Genomic DNA, 12,522 nt, shown 5'->3' with positions numbered 1-12,522 from the left:
TGTGAAACTCGCCTCAAGATGAGATTTCCCATTCCTATATGGAAGTAAGACCCCTGAGAGATGATCAGGTAGATAGGTTGGAAGTGGCAGCGTTGTGAGACGTGAAGCGGACCAATACTAATCGGTCGAGGACTTAACCAAGTTGAAAAACGTGGTGTTCTCATAGAAAATAATTTGATGATATCTAGTTTTGAGAGAAGAAGTTCTTTCATAGTGTAGTGGCGATAGCCTGAAGGATACACCCGTTCCCATGCCGAACACGGAAGTTAAGCTTCAGCACGCCGATAGTAGTTGGGGGATCGCCCCCTGCGAGGATAGGACGTTGCTACGCGATTATTCCGGCATAGCTCAGTTGGTAGAGCACCTGACTGTTAATCAGGTTGTCGACGGTTCGAGCCCGCCTGCCGGAGCTTTATAATGGAGAGTTGTCCGAGTGGCTGAAGGAGCAGCATTGGAAATGCTGTAAACGGGTACTAACCTGTTTCGAGGGTTCGAATCCCTCACTCTCCGTTTAAATAGTATGACCCGTTGGTCAAGTGGTTTAAGACACCGCCCTTTCACGGCGGTAACATGGGTTCGAATCCCGTACGGGTCATTTTTGGAGGATTAGCTCAGTTGGGAGAGCGTCTGCCTTACAAGCAGAGGGTCACAGGTTCGAGCCCTGTATCCTCCATTAGATAACATAACACTTTAATTATGGTCCGTTGGTCCAGTTGGTTAGGACGCCTCCCTGTCACGGAGGAGATCACGAGTTCGAGTCTCGTACGGACCGTTGTTATGTTATTAACAATTTAATACACAACAAACATATATTACATGATGGTATGGCTCGGTAGCTCAGTTGGTAGAGCAATGGATTGAAGCTCCATGTGTCGGCGGTTCGATTCCGTCCCGCGCCATTCATGGTGGGGTAGCGAAGTCTGGCTAAACGCGGCGGACTGTAAATCCGCTCCTTCGGGTTCGGTGGTTCGAATCCACTCCCCACCATCATAGGGATATAGTTCAATGGTAGAACAACGGTCTCCAAAACCGTCGATGTGGGTTCAACTCCTACTATCCCTGTTTGTAATGTAATGGCGGTATTGGTGAAGTGGTTAACACACCGGATTGTGGTTCCGGCACGCGTGGGTTCGATTCCCACATACCGCCCTAGATTGGGGCATCTTGATTTATTCAGCTGGTCCAATCAGATTGGATAGGCGATTATGGTGGTATAGCCAAGTGGTAAGGCAGAGGTCTGCAAAACCTTCATCGTCGGTTCAAATCCGATTACCACCTTTGACTGGGTGTATCCAATCAGCATTTTTTTGCCGGAGTGGCGGAACTGGCAGACGCGCTGGACTCAAAATCCAGTGACCGTTGAGGTCGTGTGGGTTCGAACCCCACCTCCGGTATAAGAAGCTTCATCTCAGGAGTCATCGCATTAGGCGGTGGCTTTTTTTGTGCAGTTTTTAAGGTGTTTTACAAGGCATTCTCTGTTTGTTCCCACTTTTGATTGGCAATATCCTTAAACCTGAAGTCAAAATTCAGATGTTAGGGATGTTAGTTGTGCAAAAAAGATGGTGGCAAGCGGCCTTGGTCCTTGTAGGGTGTTTCGTTGGCTGGCAATTGGCTCAGGTGGGTGCTCAGGCGAGTTACAACTCTATGTTCGCCCGGGAAGGGTACTTCTCAATGCATGAGCGATTAGATGCGACCAAGACCTATGACCGCAAGATTAGTCGCTACAAGTCCGTTTACGTGACGCAAACAGCTAAGGGTAGGATTCGTAATGCGAGCTTGATGTTCTATGCCAAGCCACAAGGGCAGCATTTTACGCATTATGCGAGTCACTGGATCAATGTCCGGACCTTACGCAACGGAAAACTTTATGCGTACAATGATCAGACTGTTTATGGCAACTACTTGGTTGCCTACCACGAATTTGGTCGGGGACATGGGACGACAATCTATGCCGGTAAGCGGCCAGTGAAGCTGCATTACTCCAAGAAGGGTAATTTGCTCTTTACCTATCAGAAACAGACGCTGACGGTTCATTTGAACTCTGGTCAGGTAAATCTGAACGGTAAGACAACCAGTTCTAAGGCTAACCGGACATTTAAACGGGCTGTTCCCACCAAGGGAAATCGGACTAGTCGCTTGATTGCGGATGCTAAGCGTTATCTCGGGGTACCTTACCGGTATGCTGGTCGCGATGCCTTTGGTGGCCTAGACTGTGCTTCATTCGTTGATCAGGTCTACTTGGACGTTGAGCACCGTGATATTGGTGGCATGACTGGCGTGCAGCAGAAGTTAGGTAAGCACGTCGCGGTTCGTCATGCTAAGAAGGGTGATCTGTTGTTCTGGCAGATTGCTGGGCAGAAATATACGTATCACGTTGCTATGGCCATTGGCAAGGGTAAGCTGATTGAAGAGGCTGGCAAGTCCGTGCACGTTTCGAAGATTGCGAACCGGCATCCGCAGTTTGCAATTCATATGAAGTAAGTAGCTAAGGGAACCACGTCCGTGTCCATTGGATGTGGTTTTTGTTTGAAAGCAGACGGTGAATAGGCGTCAGTCCAGGATTACATACAGATAGACAGTTCTTATACCGGAGGTGGGTTTCGAACCCACGTGACCAATAGGGGTGTGAGGTTAAATGCCTTATCCGGATGACGTAATGTTTGTGGTCACACCCTATGGGATTGGCCTGCGAATAGGACTTATCCGGGTGATGTTGACCGTGCCAAATTAGCACGGAAATTAAACTATTGGTGAGTTTGAAGCAGATAAACAAAATAAGCGGGCTAGGATTGCGTGTTGGCAATCTTGGCTCGCTTTTCGTCTACGGATTAAGCTGGGGGATTAGGGCGCTTAGACGGGCGCCTAGTGCCTTAATTTTAAGCAAAAGAAAAACCCTAGCTGGACCGGCGGCTAGGGTTTTGCAGGTATTCGTCAATGTTAAGATAGTTGCGAATGATTAATCGTTGTAGGCGTCTTGTAAACCGACCTTGTCTTGGTGGTCGATGGAGGCGTAACGATCGGAGGCGTACATCACGCTGTCTTTGCTTGCAGAGTGGCTTAAGCCAAGTGCATGGCCAATTTCGTGGGTGGCAACGTTCGTCCGTTGGTTCTTGGTGTAACCGTACTTGGTTAATAAGCTACGGTTCAAAGTGGACTTAGCGGAAACGATTTTGTTATCGTCGTTACCTTTGTTTAAGTAAGAGTAGTTGGTGTAACCGGCTAACTTGCCGCTTTTAGTGCTTAAGGATTGGGAAGAGGTCAAGGTGATGTCGGCCTTTTCGTCGCCCTTAGCAGCTTTTAATTGAACAACGCCAACTTTGTTCCAACGCTTAACGGCGTTCTTCCAAACGCTCTTGTAGTAAGAAGATGTGTTGCTCGTTTTGTATGTAATCGTGGTTTGGTCCCAACTGCCCCAAGAAGGCGTTGGTTCGCTGGTAGCTGCGGCGAAGATGGTTGAGCTGCAAGTGGCTAAGGTGACAACCAGAGTGGCGATAACTAAGACGGTCCATTTAACAATTTTCTTTAACATTTTGAATACCTGCTTTCTTTTAAATCCGAATGATTTGCATTTCAATTGCTTACTATCTTATTGACTATGGTTAGTATAAAACGAGAAGCAAAAGAGTTGGACGGACACATCTGGTGGGGTGGACAGTTTCTAGGGGACAATATTGTTAATGTGGCTAGGACTTGTATCATTTAAGCGATTGTGTGGCGACGAATGGTTACACAATAGGGATTGTGGCAGTAAGTGACCTAACGAATCGACCGGTAATTTCGTGAATTTAGGCCATAAAAAAAGCCCGGTAGAATCAACCGCTTTCAACGATTGCTCTGCCGGGCTTTAGCCAGGATATCAACAAAAATATGGAAGTGTAACGAACATTGCGTACAAGATAACCGTTATACTAGTCAGAAATCACAAATATTTGACCGCCGTGCCGTATGCGGCGACTGATTGCATATCGGTGCCAATCGATCCGGAATCAAACCGCATCATGACCACGGCATCTGCCCCCATGTTGGCGGCATTTTGCTTTAACCGATCAACTGCGACATTCCGTGCTTCATCCAACATCTTCGTGTAGTCCTTGATTTCACCACCGACTACGTTCTTCAAGGATGCCCCAATGTTGCGAATCACGTTCTTGGACTGCGTGGTTAACCCAAAGACTTCGCCGATGACCTGGTACTCCTGACCAGGGATGCGTTCCGTTGTTGTTACTAAAATATCTGCCATCATAAATTCCTCCTCTGTGACTGCTTTCACTATACCTAGCGGGGCACGAAAAGGCAAGGTCGATTGCTTGGATGATCTAGATGGTGACTAGTGGAGGCTGACAACTAGGTCCGGGTAAACGTGAAATAACTAGAATCGGCTGTGATCACTGGTATGACTAGTGTTCAGACACTTTTTTATTAAATGACAAGTCAAATTTCGAAGGATTCAGCAGAAATTACGGCTTATTAATAATAAAGACTGTTAATCTGGGAATGCACGTGTTACATTAATAGGCGTGGAAAGTCTGTAACTAAAGGTACCACCAGGAGGAACAATAGTTATGGAAATGTTCAGGACGGAAGATGAGTCACAGGCATACCAAGACGCACGTGACCTCGTTAATTCCGAATTATATCGGTCGTTGGAAGGCGATGAACGTGACGCGGTTGAACATTTCTTTGAAGTACAGCACGCTTACCATGCAATTTCCAGGCAAGTCGAAAAAACCTTGCATGTTTCCCTAGCCTTTTATCAACAGAATCACCTGTTCTATATTGATATCAGCGACCTAACCCACTACCGCATGGATTTCCTGAGCACGAAGGGGCGGTTCCTCCGAGATGCGGTTGACGCGACCTACCAGTTAGAAATTTGGGACCGCGAGTCTCACAGAAAGCACGCCTATTCTGGCGACGAACTGACGCGGATGGATTGCGAAGACCTTAAAAAGGGGACCGTCGTGGAGACATTGACGTATGGTCGCTTGGATTGCCGGGTGCGGCGGACGTTTAGCTTGCAAAATGGGCATCTTTTCTGGGACAAGGAGCAGTTCTACGTTGCGGGCAAGCCGGTTGAGCTGACAGATGGCCTCATGATTTTACAACGACGCTTAACTGAGGAGACCGTTTGGTTTAGCAAGGGGTTATTTCGGATTCGCGACTTTACCTGAGCACCAGAGCTCTGGAGAAACTTCCAGGTGCTTACATAGTAGTAGAAAGGCAACAAAAAATGCCCAATCACGTGTTGTGGTTGGACAGGTTAATTGGCGGTCGAGTGTAGTGACAAACGATTGGTTAGTGCTTGTTGCGTCGCCGTGATTTGGCCCCGTAAGAGGTCCTTGTGGGCGACCGCAATCACATTATTCAGGCCCCGGAGATGCGTGGTGACGGCCAAGATGTGGTCGTCAACCAGGTAGATGGGTTCCGGCGCAATCGTGAGGTCCCAATGGTGTTCTGCGTGCACGGCAGTCTGGGGCAGGCCCAAAGCCACCGCTAAGTTTTGACAAAAGTGATCAATCAGAGCTGCATCCACGATTCGGTTACCGGTGAGGGCGGGTTGAAATTTGCCACTCAGGATGTCGCCAATCACTTTGATTTCCGTCATTTTGGTTCCTCCATTACTAGATGATGCCTCATTCTAGCACGGTTTAATCGTCAAACGGTAGTGTGTTTGCTTGGGTTTAGCGAAACTTTAAAACTCTGTGTCTAAACAGTCAAGTGAACAAATAGTTAACGAAGAATCAAAATGCCGGCGAGCAACTGGCACAGTCCCGAGAAGACCAGCCGGTAACGCACGCTCAGACGGGGCTGTAGCCACCAATGGGCAGCCACGATGAGGATGAGGGGGACTAGGCGCCAGGTGAAGCCGAGAACCACTAGTGAGAGCACAAAAATTACCGGTGTGATCAGGGTCAACCGCCAATCCCGTTCGCCCGTTAAATAATAGGGCTCGAAAAAGGTCAGGTAACTGGCCATCAGGGGAATCAACGGGGTGAGAAATTGCACGGCAAGGTAGTGATTACGCAGGAAGAAGAGCAGGACGGGTACCCCATAGCCGGCTAGCACACTGAAGACAATCAGGCCGTACGTCGATTGCAGGCCTAACTGGGGGATGCAGGCGAGGACCAGGAAAATACACAGCAAGAGGGCAAATGCCTGGACCAAGTGATCGTTAGGGGCCGCCAAGATGCCCAGGGTTGCCGCGGCCACCACCAGAATCGGCCCAATGTGTGACTGGAAATGGCGTTTCAATAATAGGAAGATACCCGCAGCGACCAGGACCCCGTAGCCGGCAAGATAGAGCTTGACGTCCGTGCCCAAAGGGGTGCCGGTACTAGTGGTCGCACCGGCCAACCACCAAAGAATATTTTGACAAATTGTGAAGCAGAACAGCTGTTGGACCGTTCGGTTTTTGAAGAAGGCCATGAGAGTGGTCATGGAATCGCTCCGTTTCGACTGGTTATAGTATTGCCTTTTATCTTAGTGATAAATCGGCCGTTGGTCAACGATTGTTTACGGATTTTTTGGCGGCTTCCTTTTAAGTCGGCCGGATTTGTGTTAAAATTCTTGAGTTATGAGTCAATTCCCGATAGGATTCACGGACCTTGTGAAGCTGCCTTGTAACCGAATGGCGTCGAGATTATCGGTCAACTCGCCGTCAACACTATCTAGGGGGAATATCCATTGCAAGAAAGACATTTATTTACTTCGGAATCTGTTTCTGAAGGCCATCCCGACAAAATCGCCGATCAAATCAGTGACGCCATCTTAGATGCGATGCTGCGACAAGATCCAGATTCACGGGTTGCCTGCGAAACATCCGTTACGACTGGCCTCGTCCTGGTCTTTGGTGAAATCTCAACCAAGGCCTACGTCGATATCCAAAAGGTGGTTCGTCAAACCATCAAGGAAATCGGCTACACGGACGGTCAATACGGGTTTGACGGCGATAACTGTGCCGTCCTCGTGGCCATCGATGAACAATCACCTGACATTGCGCAAGGGGTCGATGACTCTTTGGAAACGCGTGAAGGTGACGAAGATCCATTAGACAAGATTGGTGCCGGTGACCAGGGGTTAATGTTCGGCTATGCCGTTAACGAAACGCCTGAATTAATGCCTTTACCAATCGAACTGAGTCATGCGTTGATGCGGCGGATTGCCATGCTGCGGAAGACCAACGTCATTGACTACCTGCGGCCAGATGCCAAGGCTGAAGTGACGGTTGAATACGATGACAACGATCGCCCATCACGGGTTGACACCGTTGTGCTGAGTACCCAACATGATCCTGACGTGACCTTGGACCAGATTCGCCAAGACGTCATCGATCAAGTCATTAAGCCAGTGATTCCAGCTGAGTTGTTGGATGACAAGACGAAGTACTTCATCAACCCAACCGGTCGTTTCGTTATCGGGGGTCCTCAAGGGGATGCCGGGTTGACGGGTCGGAAGATCATCGTTGATACCTATGGTGGGGCTGCTCATCATGGTGGTGGGGCCTTCTCCGGGAAGGATGCCACCAAGGTTGACCGTTCAGCTAGTTACGCTGCACGGTACATCGCCAAGAACATCGTGGCTGCTGACTTAGCGACTAAGTGTGAAGTCCAAATTGCCTACGCCATTGGGGTAGCGGAACCCGTTTCCGTTTACATCAACACATTTGGCACCGGGACCGTTGCTGAAAGCAAGCTGAACGCTGCAGTGCGTGACTTGTTTGACCTGCGTCCAGCCGGTATCATTCAGATGCTTGACTTGAAGCGGCCAATCTACAAGCAAACCGCTGCGTACGGTCACTTTGGTCGGACGGACATTGACTTGCCATGGGAACACCTTGACAAGGTCGACGCCCTGAAGGCTGCCGTTAAATAAACCACTGAAGGGTCTGGGATAAACCTCCTGGGCTCTTTTTTTGCACCAATTTACCGATGGCCAGTACCTGAGCTTTTTCGTTATTTTGAGTCGTGCCCCTTGTATTTTCAGGACGAACCCGCGATAATTGGTGTATTACTGAAAAATCAGAAATTGGGCAGTAGCAGCAATTGGCTACGTAAAACCGTTGGTGGTGGGGCCAGCGCTAGGAGGAAATTATGAATAAGAAACAAACGAACGTTGCCGTTGTGACGGGGGCTGTCTTCGTGGCAACCTTCATGTCCGCCATCGAGGGGACCATCGTCTCCACCGCAATGCCCACCATTGTCGGTGATCTCCACGGGGTGGCCCTGATGAACTGGGTCTTCTCAATTTTCCTGTTGACCAGTGCACTGGCGACCCCCATCTACGGTAAATTGGCCGATACGGTTGGCCGGAAATTAGTGTTCCTGGTCGGCCTGTTTATCTTTGTCCTGGGCTCAACGCTGTCGGGGATGTCCCACAGCATGGAAACACTGATTGCCTGGCGCGCCTTACAAGGTATCGGCGCCGGGGCGATTATGCCCGTCTCCTTTACGATTCTAGCCGATATTTATCCCGTCGAGCAACGGGCCCGGGTTATGGGTTTAAACGGCTCAGCGTGGGGTATAGCGGCCGTGGTGGCACCCCTGTTGGGTGGGTTCATCGTCGACCAGTTGAGTTGGCACTGGATCTTCTTTATTAACATCCCAATCGGCATCATTACCATGGGACTCATTTGGTTCTACTTAAATGAATCGACTGAGCGTAAGGCCTTCTCAATGGACTGGTTTGGCTCACTCTGGCTGTCCGTTGGCTTGTTAGCGATGATGCTAACGTTCCAGCTGTTAGGTGAGGGTGAGATCAACGTTCTGTGGGTCGTCGCCGGGTTTGTCGTGGCTGTCGTGGCTTTCTGGTTGTTTATTCGCCAGGAAAAACGAACGGCCGACCCGCTGATTCCCATGACGCTGTTTGCCAATCGGACCTTTGTGATCCAAAACCTGATTGCGGCCCTGTTAAGTGGTTTCATCATGGGCTTTGAAGTGTATCTGCCAACCTGGACCCAAGGGTTGTTAGGCCTGTTGGCGTCGCAAGCTGGATTTGCCATCACGCCCAGTTCACTGATGTGGATTGTGGGGTCATTTATTGCGGGTAAACTCTTATTGAACCGTTCCCCCTATAATATCGTGAATATTGCGTTGACGCTGGTTCTGATTGGGGCGGTCACCATGGCCCTGATTCCAGCTAGCACGCCGTTCTGGTGTTTCTTCGTGATTGCCGCCATCTGTGGGACCGGCTTTGGGATTACCATTACCACCACGACCGTGACGGTGCAAAGTAAGGTGGCCGTTGACGAGGTGGGGGTCGCAACCTCATTTAACACGCTGTCTCGGACGCTGGGCCAGACCATCATGGTTTCCGTCTTCGGCATCATCATGAACCTGGAAATGGCGCGCGGGGTGGCGAGTCATCCCGGCACGACCATGGGGATGATGAACAAGTTAATTAACCCCCAGACGGCCAAGGAGTTGCCAGCTCACCTGCTGCCAACGTTGCATGGTATCCTGTACCAAGGCCTCCACGTGATCTTTATCGCAGGTGCCATTCTGATTCTCGTGTCCTTTGCCGTGAACTTTTTCGACCGCAAAGATACGGAACAGGTCACCGGTCATCAGGGGTAATTAGTCCCGTTTTTAATTAATTTACGGTATAATAATGCTAAACGACCAAAAAGTGGAGGCGATAAGATGTTTGAAAGTAATCACGCGCGGTATGCCAGTTATGGCACAGTTGCGGCCTTGCCAGGCGATATGATCGACGCTGTCTGGCAGATTATTGATCACGACCTCCAGGGGTTGTTTCCGTTAGATAATCTGTTAACGTTTAGACTGCACAATAATCAGGGCAACACGACCTTTGAGTACGTCCAAACGGATGATGATGATGTTACGTTACGGGCGGGGTTTGACACGCAGTTTGGCTATACGCCGGAGTTGCCGGAAACGGTTCTGGCTTACGATGACGGCGACAGCCAAATCATTCTGTTACCATCCGAAACTAACGAACATTAAGGGTAAACTGGTTTCTTACAGCGCCTCCGGGCTGGTGAAAATGGGCCGTGGCGCTGTGGGCGCACGCCCGGAGCCATAGGGCGGTCTCCGGGCTTACTTTGAGCCGAAGTTCACGTCTCAAAGATAGCAGTTACCTAAGCGGGGAACCCGCTAAGGTAACTCCCACGGCTGAGCCCATTTTCACCAGCCCTGTGGCTGACACGGGTTTAGCCCGCGTAATGTTCGTTCAGTATTCGTTGGATTTCGCCAGTTAGTTGGTGACTTGGCTAAAATTGTCATAAATGTATATCGAATTTTTATTGAATCCGTGGCGTTTCGCTGCGGATTCTATTTTTTTGCAAAAATAGATGGCAACTGTCCGACACAAAAAACACCAGCACGTGTCGGCTGGCCGACGGTGCTGGTGAAGAGTTAAATGACATTATTGAATTAGGCCAAAATGGCGTAGGCCGTGGACGATGCCGTCCGTGGTGTTGCTGGTGGTGACGTAGGCCGCCTTGGCTTTTGCTTCGGGGACACCGTTGCCCATGGAGATGGGGACGTCGACCTCGTCGAACATTTGCAGGTCGTTGTAGCCGTCGCCAAACGCGTACGTTTTAACGCCCTGTAAGCCGGCATCAGTGATCAGTTGTTGGATTCCGGATTGCTTGCTGACGCCGTGGACCATGGTGTCTAGGCAGCGGGGGTTGTTCCGAACCAGATTGAGCTGGTTGGCAAATTTTTCTTGGTACGCCCGATCCTTATCACGGTTAAAGACGTTAATGAAGTTAATGTCTTGGTGTTGGTACCAATCGGCGTCGACGACCGGATTCAGTCGCAACAGTTGAAAGTTTTCGACCGTGTCCGCATTGGCTTGACTTAACCGAAAGCCTTGGCTGGTGTAGTAGGCCAGGGGGTCACCCTGGGCCTTAGCAAATTCTGTAATGGCTGCTAGCGTGGGCTGGTCAATGACTGAAGCCGTCAGTCGCTTGCCCTCGAATTGGACGTAACTCCCGTTGGCCCCAACGACGGAATCAATTCCCGTGGCGTCCAACACATATTGAATCTCAAAAATGTTTCTTCCTGTCGCAATAACTGGTAAAATATGATGTTGTTGCATTTCGTGAATGGCAGCGATACTTGCCGGCAAAACATTCTTGTGATCGTCAAATAACGTGCTATCCAAGTCAAAAAAGACGATTGCTTGATACATATTTAGCCTCCTAAATGCTGATTCTCTACGGTTCTATTATACAGCAAGAGCCAAAGTTAGCGAAATGAGGGAAATTTTTTTGCCGCATAAATGTAGTAGTCGCCATTTTTATGTTACACTATATCTTGTATTTTTAATTAAAGAGGGGCTATCATGGTGATAATTACAGCTGGAATGATCGGTGTCGGTAAAACGACCCTTACTGGAAAGATTGCGTCGCACTTGGAAACTCAAGCATTTTTTGAACCGGTTGGTGATAACCCGGTTTTACCACTTTACTACCGGGATCCAAAGCAATACGGATTTTTATTGCAAATTTACTTTTTAAACAAACGGTTTAGCATGATTAAGCGGGCCCTAGCCGACGATAACAACGTCCTGGACCGTTCCATCTACGAAGATGCCCTGTTTACGCGGGAAAACAACGCGGAAGGTAACATCACGGATACTGAGCTCGAAGTTTACTTAAACTTGCTCGATAACATGATGAATGAACTGAGCGAATTGCCAAAGAAGGCCCCAGATCTGTTGGTTTACGCCGACGCTGACTTCGATACGATTTTACACCGGATCAAGAAGCGTGGCCGGGACTACGAACAATTCGATGACAACCCAGAGTTGGAATCTTACTACAAGAAGATGTGGACCGCTTATCAAGGCTGGTTCGCCGACTACGATGTTAGTCCTAAGATCAAAATTGACTTACAAAAATATGACTTGGACGTTCCGGGCAACACGGAATTAGTTCTGGGTCAAATTGATGACGCCTTGAAGGAAATTCGAAGCGACGCCACGGTTTAATGCTTGTTGAACGCAATGCCAACTCGTTAGGAGTGGGTGTTGCGTTTTTTTCGAATCGTTTTGTCTTCATCAGGTGACACTTGGATTTTCAGTGTCTTGGAATACTAATGACTAGTGAGTAACTGAACCTAAAACGCAACAATAGACTACCTAGCCAGCTAATAGGGCAATTTTTAATGTTACTTGCGTTGCGTTATAATGTTTATCAAAGAACTATATTAGGGGGGTAATTATTTGTTTAAGATGGGAAGTAAGACCGCGGTACTGTTAATGCTGCTAGGGGCTGCGGTTGGTGGTTTAGCGGTAACCAATGCTAGTGCCAAAACGTTCAAATCATATCCATGGAAATATGGGCTGAAAAAGAACAAAGTTTGGACAGCGCCAAGAGACGATGCTGCGCCGTTGTATTATACGAATACCAAGAAAAATGGGTACATATGGAATAGAAGTTTCACTAAGAAACTGCATAACATTAAAAAACTATCAGTACCCTGAATTATTCATACCTTCCAAAAAAGTCGTCAGTTTTCATGTTTTTCAAAAACTGACGGCTTTTGATCTTGCTTA

12 protein-coding genes, 11 tRNA genes, 2 rRNA genes and 1 riboswitch are annotated in these 12,522 nt (G+C 48.7%); of the genes, 20 read left to right on the top strand and 5 right to left on the bottom strand.

Translation table 11 applies throughout. The annotated features are described in order from the left end of the window. From JUF13_RS14020 to JUF13_RS13955, 14 genes are all read left to right on the top strand, one after another. Window positions 1-141, top strand: a 23S ribosomal RNA gene (locus JUF13_RS14020); the annotation flags it as partial. A gap of 73 nt (window positions 142-214) precedes the next feature. After that, window positions 215-331, top strand: a 5S ribosomal RNA gene (gene rrf / locus JUF13_RS14015). A 6-nt stretch (window positions 332-337) separates the two neighbouring features. Further along, a tRNA-Asn gene (locus tag JUF13_RS14010) sits at window positions 338-410 on the top strand. 9 nt (window positions 411-419) lie between these two features. Further along, window positions 420-510, top strand: a tRNA-Ser gene (locus tag JUF13_RS14005). Window positions 511-522: 12 nt separating this feature from the next. Next, a tRNA-Glu gene (locus JUF13_RS14000) sits at window positions 523-595 on the top strand. 5 nt (window positions 596-600) lie between these two features. Then, window positions 601-673: transfer RNA gene (locus JUF13_RS13995), tRNA-Val, on the top strand. A gap of 25 nt (window positions 674-698) precedes the next feature. Then, window positions 699-772 (top strand) — tRNA-Asp (locus JUF13_RS13990). Window positions 773-826: 54 nt separating this feature from the next. Beyond that, window positions 827-899, top strand: a tRNA-Phe gene (locus JUF13_RS13985). Between the two features lie 5 nt (window positions 900-904). Beyond that, window positions 905-987, top strand: a tRNA-Tyr gene (locus JUF13_RS13980). Window positions 988-991: 4 nt separating this feature from the next. After that, a tRNA-Trp gene (locus JUF13_RS13975) sits at window positions 992-1,062 on the top strand. Window positions 1,063-1,076: 14 nt separating this feature from the next. Further along, window positions 1,077-1,149 (top strand) — tRNA-His (locus JUF13_RS13970). A 58-nt stretch (window positions 1,150-1,207) separates the two neighbouring features. Next, window positions 1,208-1,278, top strand: a tRNA-Cys gene (locus tag JUF13_RS13965). Window positions 1,279-1,309: 31 nt separating this feature from the next. Next, window positions 1,310-1,394: transfer RNA gene (locus JUF13_RS13960), tRNA-Leu, on the top strand. A gap of 154 nt (window positions 1,395-1,548) precedes the next feature. After that, window positions 1,549-2,481, top strand: coding sequence for a C40 family peptidase (locus JUF13_RS13955; protein ID WP_203640173.1), 933 nt, complete (start codon window positions 1,549-1,551; stop codon window positions 2,479-2,481). 475 nt (window positions 2,482-2,956) lie between these two features. On the opposite strand, the gene JUF13_RS13950 is transcribed toward JUF13_RS13955, so the two are convergent. Together JUF13_RS13950 and JUF13_RS13945 are read right to left on the bottom strand one after the other, a co-directional pair. Then, entirely contained in the window at window positions 2,957-3,529 is a 573-nt protein-coding gene (locus JUF13_RS13950; RefSeq protein ID WP_203640172.1) for a matrixin family metalloprotease, read from the bottom strand. Window positions 3,530-3,919: 390 nt separating this feature from the next. Next, on the bottom strand, window positions 3,920-4,243 hold the full coding sequence (locus JUF13_RS13945; protein WP_203640171.1) for a heavy metal-binding domain-containing protein: 324 nt from the start codon (window positions 4,241-4,243) through the stop codon (window positions 3,920-3,922). Window positions 4,244-4,562: 319 nt separating this feature from the next. Between JUF13_RS13945 and JUF13_RS13940 the strand changes: the two genes are divergently transcribed. Continuing rightward, window positions 4,563-5,171 carry a hypothetical protein gene (locus JUF13_RS13940; protein ID WP_203640170.1) on the top strand — a complete coding sequence of 203 codons (609 nt, stop codon included), beginning with the start codon at window positions 4,563-4,565 and terminating at the stop codon, window positions 5,169-5,171. 89 nt (window positions 5,172-5,260) lie between these two features. On the opposite strand, the gene JUF13_RS13935 is transcribed toward JUF13_RS13940, so the two are convergent. Next, window positions 5,261-5,605, bottom strand: coding sequence for a hypothetical protein (locus tag JUF13_RS13935; RefSeq protein ID WP_203640169.1), 345 nt, complete (start codon window positions 5,603-5,605; stop codon window positions 5,261-5,263). A 125-nt stretch (window positions 5,606-5,730) separates the two neighbouring features. After that, window positions 5,731-6,438, bottom strand: a complete 708-nt coding sequence (locus JUF13_RS13930) for a hypothetical protein (protein ID WP_203640168.1) — start codon at window positions 6,436-6,438, stop codon at window positions 5,731-5,733. 129 nt (window positions 6,439-6,567) lie between these two features. Continuing rightward, window positions 6,568-6,687, top strand: a riboswitch (SMK box riboswitch). Here JUF13_RS13930 and metK point away from each other — a divergent pair. From metK to JUF13_RS13915, 3 genes are all read left to right on the top strand, one after another. Then, window positions 6,685-7,872: a methionine adenosyltransferase gene (gene metK, locus JUF13_RS13925; RefSeq protein ID WP_125766182.1), complete on the top strand. Its 1,188-nt coding sequence runs from the start codon at window positions 6,685-6,687 to the stop codon at window positions 7,870-7,872. (Overlaps the previous riboswitch by 3 nt.) A 218-nt stretch (window positions 7,873-8,090) precedes the next feature. Further along, entirely contained in the window at window positions 8,091-9,572 is a 1,482-nt protein-coding gene (locus JUF13_RS13920; protein WP_203640167.1) for an MDR family MFS transporter, read from the top strand. A 66-nt stretch (window positions 9,573-9,638) separates the two neighbouring features. Next, window positions 9,639-9,962, top strand: coding sequence for a DUF960 domain-containing protein (locus tag JUF13_RS13915; RefSeq protein WP_125766184.1), 324 nt, complete (start codon window positions 9,639-9,641; stop codon window positions 9,960-9,962). 421 nt (window positions 9,963-10,383) lie between these two features. On the opposite strand, the gene JUF13_RS13910 is transcribed toward JUF13_RS13915, so the two are convergent. After that, entirely contained in the window at window positions 10,384-11,154 is a 771-nt protein-coding gene (locus tag JUF13_RS13910) for a Cof-type HAD-IIB family hydrolase (RefSeq protein ID WP_203640166.1), read from the bottom strand. Window positions 11,155-11,307: 153 nt separating this feature from the next. Between JUF13_RS13910 and JUF13_RS13905 the strand changes: the two genes are divergently transcribed. Both JUF13_RS13905 and JUF13_RS13900 read left to right on the top strand, forming a co-directional pair. Then, window positions 11,308-11,955 carry a deoxynucleoside kinase gene (locus tag JUF13_RS13905; protein ID WP_125766186.1) on the top strand — a complete coding sequence of 216 codons (648 nt, stop codon included), beginning with the start codon at window positions 11,308-11,310 and terminating at the stop codon, window positions 11,953-11,955. 234 nt (window positions 11,956-12,189) lie between these two features. Further along, window positions 12,190-12,450 (top strand): hypothetical protein, encoded by a 261-nt coding sequence (locus JUF13_RS13900; RefSeq protein ID WP_203640165.1) that lies wholly within the window; start codon window positions 12,190-12,192, stop codon window positions 12,448-12,450. The last annotated feature ends 72 nt before the right edge of the window (window positions 12,451-12,522 follow it).

It is taken from the genome of Levilactobacillus wangkuiensis (assembly GCF_016861605.1).
Lineage (GTDB): Bacteria > Bacillota > Bacilli > Lactobacillales > Lactobacillaceae > Levilactobacillus > Levilactobacillus wangkuiensis.
Note: the sequence above shows the minus strand (reverse complement) of the source record. Positions and strands in the feature narration are given on the sequence as shown.